General features: G+C 69.0%; 18 protein-coding genes. 9 read left to right on the forward strand and 9 right to left on the reverse strand.

Annotated features, from left to right (window positions below; translation table 11 throughout):
* Window positions 1-144: 144 nt before the first annotated feature.
* The 5 genes from ACTOWK_RS14285 to ACTOWK_RS14305 form a co-directional block, all read right to left on the reverse strand.
* On the reverse strand, window positions 145-462 hold the full coding sequence (locus ACTOWK_RS14285; protein ID WP_441330798.1) for a hypothetical protein: 318 nt from the start codon (window positions 460-462) through the stop codon (window positions 145-147).
* A gap of 26 nt (window positions 463-488) precedes the next feature.
* Entirely contained in the window at window positions 489-1,121 is a 633-nt protein-coding gene (locus ACTOWK_RS14290; protein ID WP_441330799.1) for a hypothetical protein, read from the reverse strand.
* A complete protein-coding gene (locus ACTOWK_RS14295) occupies window positions 1,118-1,750 on the reverse strand; it encodes a hypothetical protein (protein ID WP_441330800.1) in 633 nt (210 codons plus the stop codon). The genes ACTOWK_RS14290 and ACTOWK_RS14295 overlap by 4 nt, the downstream gene beginning before the upstream one ends.
* Window positions 1,747-2,361 (reverse strand): hypothetical protein, encoded by a 615-nt coding sequence (locus ACTOWK_RS14300; RefSeq protein ID WP_441330801.1) that lies wholly within the window; start codon window positions 2,359-2,361, stop codon window positions 1,747-1,749. Before ACTOWK_RS14300 ends, ACTOWK_RS14295 begins: the two co-directional genes overlap by 4 nt.
* Before the next feature lie 125 nt (window positions 2,362-2,486).
* Window positions 2,487-2,696: a YdcH family protein gene (locus ACTOWK_RS14305; protein WP_031370590.1), complete on the reverse strand. Its 210-nt coding sequence runs from the start codon at window positions 2,694-2,696 to the stop codon at window positions 2,487-2,489.
* 99 nt (window positions 2,697-2,795) lie between these two features.
* Here ACTOWK_RS14305 and ttcA point away from each other — a divergent pair, with 99 nt between their 5' ends.
* From ttcA to ACTOWK_RS14320, 3 genes are all read left to right on the forward strand, one after another.
* A complete protein-coding gene (gene ttcA, locus ACTOWK_RS14310; RefSeq protein ID WP_441330802.1) occupies window positions 2,796-3,704 on the forward strand; it encodes a tRNA 2-thiocytidine(32) synthetase TtcA in 909 nt (302 codons plus the stop codon).
* 158 nt (window positions 3,705-3,862) lie between these two features.
* Window positions 3,863-4,774, forward strand: a complete 912-nt coding sequence (locus tag ACTOWK_RS14315; RefSeq protein ID WP_441330803.1) for a recombination-associated protein RdgC — start codon at window positions 3,863-3,865, stop codon at window positions 4,772-4,774.
* A gap of 220 nt (window positions 4,775-4,994) precedes the next feature.
* Window positions 4,995-5,789, forward strand: coding sequence for a M48 family metallopeptidase (locus tag ACTOWK_RS14320; protein WP_441330804.1), 795 nt, complete (start codon window positions 4,995-4,997; stop codon window positions 5,787-5,789).
* Window positions 5,790-5,826: 37 nt separating this feature from the next.
* On the opposite strand, the gene ACTOWK_RS14325 is transcribed toward ACTOWK_RS14320, so the two are convergent.
* On the reverse strand, window positions 5,827-6,693 hold the full coding sequence (locus ACTOWK_RS14325) for an alpha/beta fold hydrolase (protein ID WP_441330805.1): 867 nt from the start codon (window positions 6,691-6,693) through the stop codon (window positions 5,827-5,829).
* Window positions 6,690-7,685, reverse strand: coding sequence for a ferrochelatase (gene hemH, locus ACTOWK_RS14330; RefSeq protein WP_441330893.1), 996 nt, complete (start codon window positions 7,683-7,685; stop codon window positions 6,690-6,692). Before hemH ends, ACTOWK_RS14325 begins: the two co-directional genes overlap by 4 nt.
* A 209-nt stretch (window positions 7,686-7,894) precedes the next feature.
* Between hemH and ACTOWK_RS14335 the strand changes: the two genes are divergently transcribed.
* The 6 genes from ACTOWK_RS14335 to ACTOWK_RS14360 all read left to right on the forward strand — a co-directional run bounded on the left by ACTOWK_RS14335 (window position 7,895) and on the right by ACTOWK_RS14360 (window position 12,674).
* Window positions 7,895-8,878: a hypothetical protein gene (locus ACTOWK_RS14335; protein ID WP_441330806.1), complete on the forward strand. Its 984-nt coding sequence runs from the start codon at window positions 7,895-7,897 to the stop codon at window positions 8,876-8,878.
* A 276-nt stretch (window positions 8,879-9,154) separates the two neighbouring features.
* Window positions 9,155-10,063 carry a lipid-binding SYLF domain-containing protein gene (locus tag ACTOWK_RS14340; RefSeq protein WP_441330894.1) on the forward strand — a complete coding sequence of 303 codons (909 nt, stop codon included), beginning with the start codon at window positions 9,155-9,157 and terminating at the stop codon, window positions 10,061-10,063.
* A 294-nt stretch (window positions 10,064-10,357) separates the two neighbouring features.
* Complete coding sequence (gene tatA / locus ACTOWK_RS14345) at window positions 10,358-10,588, forward strand: Sec-independent protein translocase subunit TatA (RefSeq protein WP_441330807.1); 231 nt, start codon at window positions 10,358-10,360, stop codon at window positions 10,586-10,588.
* Between the two features lie 49 nt (window positions 10,589-10,637).
* The gene (gene tatB, locus ACTOWK_RS14350; protein ID WP_441330808.1) at window positions 10,638-11,153 is read left to right on the forward strand and encodes a Sec-independent protein translocase protein TatB; all 516 of its coding nucleotides are present in this window, start codon (window positions 10,638-10,640) and stop codon (window positions 11,151-11,153) included.
* Entirely contained in the window at window positions 11,140-11,958 is an 819-nt protein-coding gene (tatC, locus tag ACTOWK_RS14355) for a twin-arginine translocase subunit TatC (protein WP_051884384.1), read from the forward strand. The genes tatB and tatC overlap by 14 nt, the downstream gene beginning before the upstream one ends.
* Window positions 11,955-12,674, forward strand: coding sequence for an RDD family protein (locus ACTOWK_RS14360; RefSeq protein ID WP_441330809.1), 720 nt, complete (start codon window positions 11,955-11,957; stop codon window positions 12,672-12,674). Before tatC ends, ACTOWK_RS14360 begins: the two co-directional genes overlap by 4 nt.
* 37 nt (window positions 12,675-12,711) lie before the next feature.
* Here the strand turns inward: ACTOWK_RS14360 and ACTOWK_RS14365 are convergent, their stop codons facing one another.
* Both ACTOWK_RS14365 and ACTOWK_RS14370 read right to left on the reverse strand, forming a co-directional pair.
* A complete protein-coding gene (locus ACTOWK_RS14365) occupies window positions 12,712-13,644 on the reverse strand; it encodes a BPSS1780 family membrane protein (protein WP_441330810.1) in 933 nt (310 codons plus the stop codon).
* Window positions 13,645-13,734: 90 nt separating this feature from the next.
* Window positions 13,735-14,460, reverse strand: coding sequence for a glutamine amidotransferase (locus ACTOWK_RS14370; protein ID WP_441330811.1), 726 nt, complete (start codon window positions 14,458-14,460; stop codon window positions 13,735-13,737).
* Between the last annotated feature and the right edge of the window lie 75 nt (window positions 14,461-14,535).

Here is a 14,535-nt window from a genome sequence, read left to right on the forward strand (position 1 = left end):
AAAGAAAAGGCCTTCCTTGCAAGGGCACAAGCCCGCACGATCGATGCATACGCAGGGATGCTCCAGACAGGCCATCCATGGCCTGCTTGCGCACGGCCCGCATCCATGCGGGCCGCCCTACGGGTCTTCATTTGACCGGCAAAGCTACAAAGCAAAGCGGATCAAAATCTCGGCAACGGCAACGGCAACGGCAACGGCAACGGCAACGGCAACGGCAACGGCAACGGCAACGGCAACGGCGTCGCGGTTGAGGCATAGCTGACCATCGCGACCGACGACGGCCGCGGAACGTACGTTGTCGCGGCTCGCGCCGCTCCACCCAGGAGGCCGGGATTGCAGGAAGCAACGACGCGAGATCGAGGCGGCGCGGTCGCGGCTTACGCCGCTCGTACAGGGGCGGGAGCGATACAGAAGCGCCGATGCGAATCGGCCGATGCGAATCAGCCAACGCGCATCAGTCAACGCGGATCAACCTCGAACCGCGGCGATCAAAGCGCAAACTGCAGATACCGCCCCTTGGAAGTCTGCGAATTGCGCAAGTCGATCCGCGCCTGCAACCCCTCGAGCCGCTGCGTGCGCGGCAACAGATATGCGTGCTGGAAGCGGAACGGTCGGCCGGGCAGGGCGATGATCGATTTGTATTGGGCGTCGTAACCGCTGCCGCAAGTATTCGGCAGTTTGGCGCCGCTCAGCCGCGGCAAGCCGATCGGGTTGGCGTCCCATAGCCGGCCCTGTGCGTCGGACACTTGGCCCTTGCACAGGTCGAGGCTTTTGGCCTGGGTGCCGGAATCGGCGATCACTTCGAACTGCAGCAGCAATACGCCGGCGTCCTTGCGCAAGGGGCCGCCGATGCGCAGGTCGCGCGGGGCCAGGGCTTCGGCCGAGACCAGGCGCCAGCGCGCGCCTTCGTACTGCCCCCATTCGCCCTTGGGCACGTCGATGGCATGCGAGGGGTGACGGTTCTGGTAGGCCTGCAAGGCCTCGCGGTAGGGCGCATAGAGCGCCCAGGCGCCGAACACCAGGGTGCCGAGCAGCCACAGGGCATTGCGCCGCCACCAACTTGTCGGGGCCGGGGGGCGGGTCGCATCGAGGTGTTCGGGCGTCGTCGGCGTGACATTCATGGGCGCAGGTCCAGTACCGGCTTGGCTTCGGCCATCAGCTTGCGCGCGCGCGCCGCGTCGATGCCGAGGTCGACGTCGACCAGGCTGTCGCCGCCGCGCGGCAGGCCATTGCCCCAGTAGAACTGCAGATGCGCGCCCTGCAGACGGTCGGCCGGCACTTCGAAGAACCAGACGCCGCTTTCCGGCAGGCCCGGCGCGATTGCGCGTTCGCGCAGGTTGAGGCCCTTGAGCTTCGGCCGGTCCTGGCTTGAAGCGACATAGGTCAGGCCGTCGCGGGTGAGCAGTTGCGCGCCGACGTAGCCGCCTTGGTCGCGCGCTTCGACTTTGGCGACCACCGACAGCCACACCCCGGGGGTGCGCAGCAGATAGTCCTCGGGATGGCTGTAGTCGCCCTTGAGCAGGTAGGCGTGCGCGGCCTTGAAACCGGTGACGTCGACGGCGAAGTTGCGGCCTTCGACCCGGCCCAGGCCTTGCGTGTGCTGGACCAAGGGCGTGTCGCGCTGTTCGTAGCTGGATTCGCCCTTGCGCAGGGCGACCACCGCGATCAAGGCCAGGACGATCCACAGGGCGTCGCGCCAGCGCCAGCGCGGCAAACGCCAGGCGGCGCGGACCGAGGCCGGCGCGCTCACGGCGCCACCGCCCGGTCGCGCAGGTCCTGCACGGCCATCGCGTACTTGGCGGCGGGCTTGCCCTGGACCCAGGCGCCTTCGTCGTTGAGATAAGCCTTGGCCTTGTAGGCGCGGGCGAACACGCCGAAGGTCGCCTGCGGCGTATGGACGTAGTTTTTCGGCAAGGTCCAGACCAGGTCGATGCGTTGCTTGAGGCGCGGATGCAGGTCGCCGGCGACGGAGTGGTCGTCGGACCGCATCAGCAGGTCGGACTGGATCGGTTCGCGCTTGCTCGACACCAGGATCAGGTCCTGCTGCGGATAGCCGAACGCGCTGAAGCTGCGCAGCGTTCGGTTTTCGACTTCCACCTGCAGCACCAGGTAGGTCTTCGGGTTGTAGGCGTCGATGCGGCCGCCGGGCTTGTAGCGCGCGACCCAGGCCCGCAACGGCGTCACCGCAAGCGCGCCGCCCTGGTAGCGGTGGCCGGCCTTGTACTCCGGCAGCGGTTTGCTCTTGGCCTGGCCGAAGCCGCCGAGCACGGCGGTGGCGACGACGGCGACCAGCGCCAACGCCGCAGCGCCCTGCCACCAGGGGTTGCGTGCCGTCTGGACCAGTTCGTCCTTGTTCGCCATGCCGCTGTCTGCCGATCGAGTGGCCGCACCCTATCACAGCGTGAAGGCCGCGCCTCGCGCGGATTCGCAATCGGCGATGCGGTCGATGCGCGACGGCGCGCCGCGGCGATTCGAGCCGGCTCGTCTCAGGCGGGCTCGTCGGGAATCAGCGCGCTTTCGAGGCGGGCGATGCAGTCCTTGAGCCAGAGCTTGCGCTTCTTCAGGCGCTTGACCGTGAGCTCGTCGGCCTGCGGGTCCAGGCCCAGGCGGTCGATGGCCGCGTTCAGATCGCGATGTTCCAGGCGCAGCTCGGCGAGCTGGCGGGCGGTCTCGGCGGGATCGGCGCTTCCGGTCATGCGCAGCAGCTTAACGCGCCGCCGTGACCGACGTCATCGGTCCCCGCGATCGGCGCGCGGGCGGTGTTCACCGACCCGTAGCGTAGAATTGGCGCCCTCATGAGCATCGTCCTGCCCCTCGCCGAACCGACCCGTCCCGCCCGCGCCGAGGCCCGCCGCGGCAGCGACGGCGAACGCCTCGCCACCCGCCTGCGCCATCAGGTCGGCCGGGCGATCGCCGATTTCGGCATGATCGAAGAGGGCGACAAGGTCATGGTCTGCCTGTCCGGCGGCAAGGACAGCTACACCCTGCTCGATATTTTCTTGCAGCTGCAGAAGAAGGCGCCGGTCAAATTCGAGCTGGTCGCGGTGAACCTGGACCAGAAGCAGCCGGACTTTCCCGAGCACGTGCTGCCGGCCTACCTCGAGTCGATCGGGGTGCCCTACAAGATCCTCGAGCAGGACACTTATTCGGTGGTGACCCGGGTCGTGCCCGAGGGCAAGACCATGTGTTCGCTGTGCTCGCGCCTGCGCCGCGGCGCGCTGTACACCTATGCCGAGGAGCAGGGCTTCACCAAGATCGCCCTGGGCCACCACCGCGACGACCTGGTGGCGACCTTCTTCCTCAACCTGTTCTTCCACGCCAAGCTCAGCGGCATGCCGCCCAAGCTGCTGTCCGACGACGGCAAGCACGTGGTGATCCGGCCGCTGGCCTACGTGCGCGAGGACGACATCGTCGATTACGCCGCGATCAAGGGCTTCCCGATCATTCCGTGCAACCTGTGCGGCTCGCAGGAGAACCTGCAGCGCAAGCAGGTCAAGCGGATGATGGACGCCTGGGAGCGCGAGACGCCCGGCCGCATCGAGACCATCTCGCGCGCGCTCGGCGACATCCGCCCGTCGCAGTTGAGCGATCCGAAGCTCTTCGATTTTCTCGGCTTGGGCCACGCCAGCGGCATGCCGGCGACGGATGCGCCGGTGTGGCTGGACGAAGCGTCGGCCGACGCGAACCAAGCGCAGGCTGGATGAGGCGCCGTTCCGCCGCCCGTCATTCCCGCGCAGGCAGGAATCCAGAGACTTCAAACGTTCTCGCACGAAAGGCACTGGATTCCTGCCTGCGCGGGAATGACGAGCAAGAGCGGCGCCAAGCCACCGATTCCCCTTTCCTCTCCTTTCCGGCTGCCTAGATGTTCTTTCGCAATCTGACCTTCTTCCGTTTTCCCACCACCCACAAGCTCGACGAACTCGACAAAGGCCTGGAAGAGTGCCGGCTCAAGCCGGTCGGCCCGCTCGAACTGTCCTCGCGCGGTTTCATCTCGCCGTTCGGCCGCGACGCCGAGGACGCGATGATGAGCAACCGCATCGGCGACGCGATCTGGCTGACCTCCGGCGGCGAAGACCGGCTGCTGCCGGGGTCGGTGATCAACGACATGCTGGCCAAGAAGCTGGCCGAGATCGAGCAGAAGGAAGGCCGCAAACCCGGCGGCCGCACCCGCAAGCGCCTCAAGGACGAGCTGATCGTCGATCTGATGCCGCGCGCCTTCATCAAGCCCAGTCGCACCGACGCGATGATCGATCTCGAGCATGGCCTGGTCATCGTCGACACCTCCAGCCGCAAGAGCGGCGAGAATGTGATCAGCGAAATCCGCCGTGCGATCGGCAGCTTCCCGGCGTTGCCGTTGAACGCCGAGATCGCGCCGCGTTCGATCCTGACCGGCTGGGTCGCCGGCGAGGAACTGCCCGACGGCATCAGCCTGGGCGACGAATGCGAACTGCGCGACCCGGTCGACCAGGGCGCGGTGGTCAAGTGCCAGCGCCAGGAACTGGAGAGCGACGAGATCGCCAAGCACCTGGAAACCGGCAAGCAGGTCACCCGTCTGGCGCTGACCCTGGACGATCACGTCTCGTTCGTGATCGGCGAAGACCTGGTGGTGCGCAAGTTCAAACTGCTCGACGGCGCCGTGGACCAGCTCGAACACAGCGAAGGCGACGGTCTGCGCGCCGAACTCGACGCGCGTTTCGCCCTGATGAGCGCGGAAGTGAAGCGCTTGTTCCGGGTGCTGGAATCGGCGCTGAAGCTGTCCAAGGTCGAAGCCTGAGCCACGCTCCCTCGCATAAGCCCCTCTCCCGCTGGCGGGAGAGGGGTTGGGGTGAGGGCCTAGCATCGAGGTAAGCGCATCGCGCGCGCTGAGATCGTCGCTTCGCCGATGACAATCCGCCTCGCCAAATCGCCTCGTCCGCCGCGGTCGAATTCCCCGACCCATCGCATACGGCAACGCCCCGCGGCGGTTATGCTTCGCCCATGGCGGTCCCCCACCCATGACGAGCCTCCTGCGCCTGCTGACCGGCAAGCCGCAAGCCGCCTCGCGCACGGTCTCGCGCGAAATCCTGGCGATCACTCTCGGTAACGGCCGAGTCGTCGAGGTTCTGCGGGTGCGCGATCCGCGTGCGCGCCGGATCAAGCTCAGCGTCGATGAACGCGGTCCGCGCCTGACCTTGCCGATGCGCGCCAGCGAGATCGCCGGCCAGCGTTTCGTGATCGAACACGGCGACTGGCTGCTCGCGCAGATCGCCCAGGCCGACAGCGACGCGACCCGTCTGCAGCCGCACGTCAGCGCGACCATCCCTCTGCGCGGCGCGGACCTGCCGGTGCGCTGGCAGGGTGCGCGCTACCTGCGTCTGCAACTCGACGAAGACGCGCTCGAGATCGCCGCGCCCGAGGCCGTCAACGCGGTCGCGTTGCAGCGGGCCTTGCGCGATTTCTACGAAGGCCAGGCGCGCGCCGACGTCGGCCGCTGGCTGCCGAAATACCTGCCCGGCCTGCCGCGCGCGCCGTCGCGGCTGCGCTATCGGGTGATGTCCTCGCAATGGGGCTCGCTCGCGCCCGACGGCGCGCTGACCTTGGACCTGTCGCTGGTGCTGGCGCCGCCGCCGGCGTTCGAGTACGTGCTGGTGCACGAGCTCTGCCATCTGATCCATGCCGACCACTCGCGCGCGTTCTGGCGCGAGGTCGAGGCGCGCTGCCCCGAGTGGCGCGATCAACGCGAGTATTTCCGCGCCTCCGGCCGCAGCCTCAAGGCCGGTTTGCGCCGCCTGGTCGCGGGCGACAAGTAAGGTCGCGCAGTCGGTCCGGCGCGCTCAGCCGGCGCGCTCAACCAGCGAGGAAGGCGCGGAACAGTTCGCCGACTTCGCGCGGCTGCTCCATATGCAGATGATGGGTTCCGGCCAACACGTGCATCTCGCCGCGCGGCAGCAGGGTCGCGCGTTCGCGACGCAGCTCGTCGGGCATATAGGCCTGCGCCGGATCGGCCCAGACCATGCAGGTCGGGCTTTCGATCGCGGCGATCAGCGAGCGCATCTGCGCCTCGCTCATGCGCATCGCCGTGGTCAGGGTCAGGCGCGGGTCGCTGCGCCAGACGAAGCCGCCCTGGCTGTCGTCGCTGCGTACCGGCGCCACGCCGCGTTCGACCAGCAGGCGCGCGACCGGTTCGCTGAGGCCGTTGGCGGTCATGCGCGCGCGCACCGCGGTGGCGATGTCGCCGAACACGCGCAGTTGCTTGCCGGCCAAGGCGGCCTGGCCGGCGAAGGCCTCGCGCAGGCGCGCGGCAACCCGGTCCTCGGGTTCGGCCAGCGAGCCCAGCGCTTCGATCAGCAACAGTCGGTCGACCCGTTGCGGCGTGGCCGCGGCGACGACGCTGGCGGTGGCGCCGCCGAGCGAATGGCCGAGGACGTGGAAGCGATCCCAGCCGAGCGCATCGGCGACCGCGAGCGCGGCGCGCGCGGCGGCGATCAAGGTGTAGTCGGCGGCCGGCGGCAGATGCGCGCTGGCGCCGTGGCCCGGCAGGTCCGGGGCGACCAGGTCGAAACCTTCGAACCAGGGCGCGATCGGCACGAAGCTGGCGGCGTTGTCCAGCCAGCCGTGCAGGGCGAGCAGGCGCGGTGCGCCGATGCGGCCGTTGCGCAGGCCGGCCAGGCGGCCGAACACGCTGTCGACCGCGAATTCCTGCAGCGCCGTCATCGGCCCCAGGCGCCGAGTTCGCGCCGGGCGATGCCGGCCAGCAGCGCGGCATGCGCCGGCGATTCGTTGAGACAGGGGATATAGCGCAGTTCGCCGCCGTGTTCGGCGAAATCTTCGGCCAGCATCATCGCGACCTCTTCCAGGGTTTCCAGGCAATCGACCGCGAAGCCGGGCGCGACCACGTCGACGCGCTTGATCCCGCGTGCGGTCAGCGCGCCGAGGGTGTCGACGGTCGAGGGTTCCAGCCAGCGTTCGCGGCCGAAGCGCGATTGGTAGGTGAGCGTCCAGGCCTCGTCGGGCAGGTGCAGGGCCCGGGCGATGGCGCGCGCGCTGGCCTCGCATTGGCGCGCATACGGGTCGCCGCCGTCGACGAAGCGCTGCGGCAGGCCGTGGAACGAGAACAGCAAGTGCTCGCCGGAGCCGTGGCTGGCGCGATGGCGGTGGATGGAGTCGGCGATGGCCGCGACCCACTCCGGATCGTCGTGGTAGTCGTCGACCAGGCGCGTCGCCAGCCCTTCGGCGCGGCCGAGCACGTCGCCGACCGAGGCGGTGGTCGACGTCGAGTACTGCGGATACAGCGGCAGGGCCAGCACCCGCCGCACGCCCTCGGCCTGCAGCCGTTGCAGCAGTTGCTTCCACGACGGCTGGCCGTAGCGCATCGCGTGCAGCACCCGCACCTCGGGCAGCTCGTGCTGGACGGCTTGCGCGAGACGGCGGGTATGCACCGCCAGCGGCGAGCCTTCCGGCAGCCAGACGCTGGCGTATTTGTTGGCGACCTTGCCGCTGCGCAGGGGCAGGATCGCGAAATGCAGCAGCGGGCACCACAGCCAGCGGCTCATGTCGACGACGCGGCGGTCGTGGAGGAATTCGGACAGATAACGGCGCACCGCGCGCGTGTTCGGCGCATCGGGCGTGCCGAGATTGACCAGGACCACGGCCGTGTCGGCGGTGGAGGGGAGATCGCGGTCGGCAATGCTGGCGGTTGCGGGCATGGGCATAGGATGACACCGGGCGCCCCGCCTGCGAAATCTCCGCGGGATCGAAGTTTTCGATCGCTGCGATAGGAAGGCCGATCCGCGGCGGCCGGTCAACCCGGCCCGCGCCCGAACGTTGCCGAGTCTGGCGGTGGCCGCTGCGTGCAGGATCGCGCTAGTGTCTTTCCGGTCATCGAATCGCGACGGTCCCTGCGGAGAACGAAGGCATGTTCGAGAAGGTGTGGGTATGGAGTGTCGCCGCCGTGGCCTGCTGCACGCCGGCGCGCGCGCAGCAACTGTCCGAACGCGGCTATCGGCCGCCGATCGCGGCGCCGGCCTATGCCGAGGGACGCGGGCCGACCGTGTGCGTCGACGAGGCCCACCATAATTTCCATACCCTCGACGGGCGCTATTGGTCGTTCGGCGAGTTGCTGCGCCGCGACGGTTATCAGGTACGCCCGCTGCGCGGCAAGTTCGCACGCGCGGCCTTGGCGCCGTGCGCGATCCTGGTGATCGCCAACGCCCAGCCCAGTGCGGCCGAATGGGAGGACTACCCTTATCCGACCCCGTCGGCGTTCAGCGCGGCCGAAATCCGCGCGACCCAACGCTGGGTGCGCGCCGGAGGCAGCCTGTGGCTGATCGCCGACCACATGCCGCTGGCGGGCGCGGCGTCAGGGCTGGCGGCCGCGTTCGGAGTGACCTTCAACGATGGCTTCGCCATGCCCGGATTCGATGCCGACCCGGCGCGGCGTGCGGAACTCTTCCATCGGCCGACCTTGTTTCGTGTCGACGAGGGCGGTCTGCGGCCGCATGCGATCGTGCGCGGCCGCAACGCATCCGAAGCGGTCGCCCAGGTGCGCAGCTTCACCGGCCAGGCGTTCCAGGCGCCGGCGAACGCCGAGCCGCTGCTGGTGTTGCCGCAGGGCTATGTGTCCTTGATGCCGCACAAGGCCTGGCGCTTCGATGCCGACACCGCGCGCGTGCCGGTCGGCGGTTGGTTGCAGGGCGCAGTGATGCAACTGGGAAAGGGGCGTGCGGCGTTCCTCGGCGAAGCGGCGATGTTCAGCACCCAGGTGCAGGGCGCGGAACGGCGGCCCATGGGCATGAATGCGCCCGGTGCCGAGCGCAATTACCAGTTCACCTTGAACCTCGCGCACTGGCTGTCGGGCCTGCTCGATCCCGCGGCGGCCTCGTCGAAGCCGGCACGCTGAGCGCGAGCGCCGGATAGCGCCGCGCTGCACGCGGCGCATGCAGGCGAGCTGCGATTCCGCGACGATTCATCGCCGTGTGGCTAGCCTCGCCCTAGGCTCGGTCCTGTCATCGGGCCGGTTACGATAGAACGTGCTCGCTGCGCGTTCGCGACCTGCCGAACCGGTGCTTCGCGCCGGCGCAGGGTCGAGGCGACGTACCGTCGAGCGCGCCGAGCATGTTCTACTTTCGAGCATCTCTGTTTCCGCCGTCCGCCGGAGTCCCCCATGTCCCGTTCCTTGCCTCGCGTCCTGAGTCTGAGTCTCGCCCTGAGCCTGGGTATCGCCGCCACCGCCGCCGTGGCCGGCCCGACCGAGGATCAACGCGCACGCGACGCGGTGCGCGTGCTCGGCGACATCCAGCAGATTCCCGAATCCTCGATTCCCGACAAGCTGTTCGACGAGGCGCGCGCGATAGTCGTGGTGCCCGACACACTGAAGATCGGTCTGGTCGTCGGCGGCCGCCGCGGCCACGGCCTGGTCTCGGTGAAGAACCCCGACGGCACCTGGTCGAACCCGAGTTTCGTCAAGCTCACCGGCGGCAGCTTCGGCTTCCAGGCCGGCGTGCAGTCGTCCGACATCGTGCTGGTGTTCCGCGGCGACCGCGGCCTGGATTCGATCGTCAACGGCAAGGTCACCCTCGGTGCCGACGCCAGCGTCGCCGCCGGCCCGGTCGGCCGCACCGCGGCGGCCGCCACCGACGGACAGCTCAAGGCCGAGATCTGGTCGTGGTCGCGCGCACGCGGCTTGTTCGCCGGCATCGCCCTCGACGGCGCCGCGCTGTCGATCGACGACGACGCCAACCAGGCCGTGTACGGCGAAGGCAGCACCCCGCGCATGATTTTCGAGGGCCGCGCCAACGGCCAGCCGTCCACCGCCGTGGTCGATTTCCGCGACCGTCTCGAAGAGGCCAGCGCGACAGCGCGTGCCAACCGCACCGCCGAGGACCAGCGCCCCGCGCTCGGCGCCACGGTCTATCCGGAATCCGGGATAACCCCTGCCCAGGCCGCTGCCGCCCAAACTCAAGGCGCACCGGCGCGGACCCGCCTGGCGCCGGCCGAGCCGGCCCAGCCGCAGCCCGTTCAGGGTCAGCCGCAGCCGTTCGAGACCGTGCCGGCCAACCCGGCCAAGGTCGAACCGCTGCCCTGAGGGTCGCGGTTCCGTGCGCCGGTGCATCCGGCGCATCCGGAGCGTCGCTGCGGCCGATGGCCGCGGCGATACGACGATTCGATGCCGGTACGTGACCGCAGACTCATTGCCGCATGCGGCAGATGTCGATCCGGATCGACCGGCGGCCGGTGTCGCAACCTTCTGTTACAAAGGTTGCGGTATCCTCACGGCCCCGGTTGTGCGCATCGACATCGCGCCGGCCGCGGACGCGCTGATCGGACCAGCCGGCTTGAGGTTCTCATCCACTATCAACGGGTTTAACGGGACACCGCCATGGGCAGCATGAGTTGGATTCACTGGGTCGTCGTACTGCTGATCGTCGTTCTGGTTTTCGGCACCAAGCGCCTGGGCAACATCGGCAAAGACGTCGGCGAAGCCGTGAAGGGCTTCAAGAAGGGCATGCACGACGACGAAAAGCCGCAGCAGCTCAACGACGAAACCCGTCAAGACAACGCTTCCGACAAGACGCCGTCCTCGCGCAACGACGAGCACACCCCGCGCTGACGCTCGCGGCCCCGACGCGCTCCGCCCTTCCGCAGGCCAGCCCCAGACCATGTTCGACATAGGCTTCTCGGAAGTCTTCGTGATCGCGATCGTGGCTTTGATCGTGCTCGGTCCCGAACGCTTGCCCAAGGCCGCGCGTTTCGCCGGTTTGTGGGTGCGGCGCGCGCGGGCGCAGTGGTATTCGGTCAAGTCCGAGCTCGAGAACGAGCTCGCCGACGAAGACCTCAAGCGCAGCCTGCGCCAGGCCCAGGACGATCTGCGCGACGTGCAGGGACAGTTGCGCGACAGCGGCCGGGCCATGCGCGATGAAGTCGATGCGATGAACCGCAGCATCGCCGCGCCGGTCGGTGCCGCCGCCAGCCAAGCCGGGGAGGTCAGCGCAGACGGCGCGACCGTTTCCGACGATGCGCACGACGCCGCGCCGTCGGCCGAGGCCGCTCCTGCCGACGCCGCCCCGACCGAGCCGGCCGCGGACGCACCGCCGACCCACGATTACGCCAGCGCTGCCCTGCCGGACTACCGCCCTTCCTCCAAGACACCGACGCCGACCGATGAGCGACGCTGAATCCCGCGCGCCGCAAGCCGGCGGCCCCGGCGACGATGCCTCGCCCGAACCGCGTCTGCTCGATCATCTGATCGAACTGCGTGCGCGCCTGTTGCGCGGCGTGACCGGACTGATCGTCGTGTTCCTCGGCTTTCTGCCGTTCGCCAACAAGCTCTATCACTACCTGGCGACGCCGCTGCTGGCCAAGCTGCCGGCCGGCAGCCAGCTGATCGCGGTGGAAGTCGCCTCGCCGTTCTCGGCGCCGCTCAAGCTGGCCTTCTTCGCCGCGCTGATGGTCACCATGCCGTGGCTGCTGTACCAGGCCTGGGCCTTCGTCGCACCCGGCCTGTACCGGCGCGAGAAGCGGTTGGCCCTGCCGCTGCTGGTCTCGGCGTTGGTGCTGTTCTATGCCGGCTGCGCGTTCGCTTTTTTCCTGGTGTTGCCGTCGGTGTTCGGTTTCCTGGTCAAGGTCACCCCGGTCGGGGTGGCGATGATGACCGACATCAACGCCTATCTGGATTTCGTGCTGATCCTGTTCCTGGCTTTCGGCATCAGCTTCGAAGTGCCGGTGGCGCTGGTGATCCTGGCCCTGCTCGGCTGGGTCACCCCGGCCCAGCTCAAGGAAGCGCGCGGTTACGCGGTGGTCGGCATCTTCGTCATCGCCGCGGTGATCACCCCACCCGACGTGGTGTCGCAGCTGATGCTGGCGATCCCGATGTGCATTCTTTATGAGATCGGCATCATCGCCGCCAAGTGGGTGGCCTCCGACCGCCGCGACCGCGACGGCGAGGACGACGCTTCGACCGGGGACGCGCGCGACCGATGACCGTGCCGGCGGCGAGCACGCCGGTTGCGGACGCGCCGGCGGGGTTCTGGCCGCGCTATGCGGCCTGGTCGCTGGATGCCGCCGCAGTCGCCGCGGCGACGAGTTTCATCGGTGCCGGTCATTGGCTGGCCCTGGCCGAGAAGGCCCGGCAGGCCCATGCGGCGATGGCCGCGCGCACTGCCGAGGTGATGTCGGATGCGGTGCTCGACGATCTGTCCTTCGGCGGTTTCGCCCAGCGGCTGATCGCCGATCCGGCCCTGCATGCGGCCGCGACGACCACGGTGACCGCGCTGACTGCGTTGGTGCTCGGCTGGATGCTCGCTTTCGCGGTGCTCGGTGCGATTTACGAGTTCGGTTTCGTGCTGTCGCCGTGGCAGGCCACGCCCGGCAAGCGCGCGCTGCGCTTGCGCGTGACCGGCATGGATGGGCGGGCGCTCGGCGCCGGCCGCATCGCCCTGCGTTATTTCGGCGGCGGCTTGTCGTGGCTGTGTTTGAACATCGGCCATTTGCTGGCGATGGCGAAACCCGAACACCGCGCCTTGCACGACCGCCTGGCCGGTGCGCGCGTGGTGCGCGACGGCGACGCGCGCATGCCGCTGTGGGGCTGGGCCTGGGTGGCGCTGCAGCTGTCGGCGACCTTGTTCGCGATGGTCTGGCTGTTCGGGGCGATGCAGGCCACGATGGACGCGGCCCTGTACCAGGCCGGCGGCCTGTAGTTCGTAGAGTCCGTAGTCCGCGAGCGCTAGTGCGGGCTCAGGCTTCCAACTGGCCCGGACGCGGCGTCGACGAGGCTTGCGGGGCGACCGGCTGTTCGCCCTGGCCGAACACGTCGCGCCAGGCGTAGTAACAAGTGCCGACCATGACCACCACCACCACCGCGCCATAGGCCAGGTACAGCGAGGCGGCGAGCAGGGCGCCGACCACCGGGTGGATCAGGCTGCCGACCTGCACCAGCACGATCGCGATCACGCTCGCCAGTACCGCCGACACCACCACGCCGAGCACGAACAGCATCGCCGCGAGCAGGTAGGCGCCGAGATTCCACAGCGAAGCGCTGACGCTGTGCTTGACCGCGTCCGACAGGCTGAGCCCGGAGAACATGATCAGCGGCACCGAGATCAGCAGGATCGCGTTGCTGAAATAGTTGAACAGGAATTGCACCAGCATCATCAGGCCCGGGTGATCGGGTTCCGGCGCGGTCGCGACATGACCGCTGAGCGCACTGCGCATCATTTCCAGGTACTGCGGCCAGTACTCCTGGCCGGCCAGCCACACCACCAGCGCGGTGCTGACCAGGGTCAGGGCGATCTGGATCAGGCCCAGCAGCGCGAGCGGGCCGGCCTTGCCCAGGCGCAGCGGCGCGAACAGGTCGCGCGCGCGCGTCGGCCGTCCGGCCTCGGCTTCGCGGATCACGTGCATCAGGCCGGCGAGCAGGATCGGCAGCACCAGCACCAGGGCGACGAACATCGGGATCACGGCGGTCGCGATGCTGGCCATGTCGGGATTGGCGCCGCCGGCGAGGCTGCGCGCGGGGGTCGCGAGCACCAGCGCCAGCAGGTACAGCACCGCCATGAACAGCACCGCCGCACCGAAGATCGCGCGCGGGTTGCGCGTGCCGAGGTTGATCGCGCGGATCAGCCATTGCACGCCGTGGGTCAGCGGTACCTTGCGCATCGGTTGGGTCATCGGATCGATCCCGGGCCTGCGGCCCATTGCTCGGTGAATGCGAATACGGTGGAGCGGACGCGCTTGCCGGCGTCTGCGCGGTGGCGGCGCTCAGCGCCGATGCAAGGCGCGCGCGTGGCCGACGAAACGCCGCAGCACGCGCCGTGCGAACGGCGTGGCGCTGACGTCGCCGGCGATGGTCCGCGGGCATTGGCCTTCGTTGCGCAGCGCGTCCTGGCGCGCCCGCACATAGCCGCGCATATGCGTGGCGCTGAATTCGGGGTGGAACTGCACGCCCCAGGCGGTATCGCCCCAACGGAAAGCGTGGCAGGCATCGTGGGCCGAACGCGCCAGCACGGTGGCGCCTTCGGGCGCGCGCAACACGGTCTGCAGGTGGGTGGCCTGGGCCGGGAACTGGCTCGGCAGGCCGGCGAACAAGGGGTCGTCGCCGGCGCTGGCGTGCAGCTCCAGGCCGATCGTGCCCATCTCGCGGCCGGCCGGGTGGTTGCCGACTTCGCCGCCGAGCGCATGAGCGAGCAACTGGTGGCCGTAGCAGATGCCGAACAACGGCAGACGGGCGTGCGCGGCCTCGCGCAACCAGTCGGCGCTGCGTTCGCTCCAGTCGGCGCGGTCGGTGACCATCGCGCCCGAGCCGGTGACGATGGCGCCGGCGAAGCCTTCGCGGCTCGGCAGGGCCTCGCCGTGCTCGACGTTGACCACCACCGCCTCGTCGCGACCCAGCCCGGCCGCGACCCGGATCCAATGCGGAAAGCCGCGGTGGCGGCGCATGGAGGCGACCGGCTGGCCGGTCTCGAGGATCAGGAAGGGCGGATTCACGGCGTGGCGGCAGGCGGGAAGCGGTGCGAAACCAGGGGGAAAGCCCTGGCGCGCAAGGCTCGTCGCTATACTAAC

It is taken from the genome of Lysobacter sp. CA196, from assembly GCF_052078695.1.
Classification (GTDB): domain Bacteria; phylum Pseudomonadota; class Gammaproteobacteria; order Xanthomonadales; family Xanthomonadaceae; genus Lysobacter.

Coding starts and splice junctions, on each gene's coding strand:
- ACTOWK_RS14290 (WP_441330799.1), bottom strand. CDS start 1,121: ATGAATGTCACGCCGACGACGCCCGAACACCTCGATGCGACCCGCCCC.
- ACTOWK_RS14300 (WP_441330801.1), bottom strand. CDS start 2,361: ATGGCGAACAAGGACGAACTGGTCCAGACGGCACGCAACCCCTGGTGG.
- ACTOWK_RS14305 (WP_031370590.1), bottom strand. CDS start 2,696: ATGACCGGAAGCGCCGATCCCGCCGAGACCGCCCGCCAGCTCGCCGAG.
- ttcA (WP_441330802.1), top strand. CDS start 2,796: ATGAGCATCGTCCTGCCCCTCGCCGAACCGACCCGTCCCGCCCGCGCC.
- ACTOWK_RS14315 (WP_441330803.1), top strand. CDS start 3,863: ATGTTCTTTCGCAATCTGACCTTCTTCCGTTTTCCCACCACCCACAAG.
- ACTOWK_RS14320 (WP_441330804.1), top strand. CDS start 4,995: ATGACGAGCCTCCTGCGCCTGCTGACCGGCAAGCCGCAAGCCGCCTCG.
- ACTOWK_RS14325 (WP_441330805.1), bottom strand. CDS start 6,693: ATGACGGCGCTGCAGGAATTCGCGGTCGACAGCGTGTTCGGCCGCCTG.
- hemH (WP_441330893.1), bottom strand. CDS start 7,685: ATGCCCGCAACCGCCAGCATTGCCGACCGCGATCTCCCCTCCACCGCC.
- ACTOWK_RS14335 (WP_441330806.1), top strand. CDS start 7,895: ATGTTCGAGAAGGTGTGGGTATGGAGTGTCGCCGCCGTGGCCTGCTGC.
- tatA (WP_441330807.1), top strand. CDS start 10,358: ATGGGCAGCATGAGTTGGATTCACTGGGTCGTCGTACTGCTGATCGTC.
- tatB (WP_441330808.1), top strand. CDS start 10,638: ATGTTCGACATAGGCTTCTCGGAAGTCTTCGTGATCGCGATCGTGGCT.
- tatC (WP_051884384.1), top strand. CDS start 11,140: ATGAGCGACGCTGAATCCCGCGCGCCGCAAGCCGGCGGCCCCGGCGAC.
- ACTOWK_RS14360 (WP_441330809.1), top strand. CDS start 11,955: ATGACCGTGCCGGCGGCGAGCACGCCGGTTGCGGACGCGCCGGCGGGG.
- ACTOWK_RS14365 (WP_441330810.1), bottom strand. CDS start 13,644: ATGACCCAACCGATGCGCAAGGTACCGCTGACCCACGGCGTGCAATGG.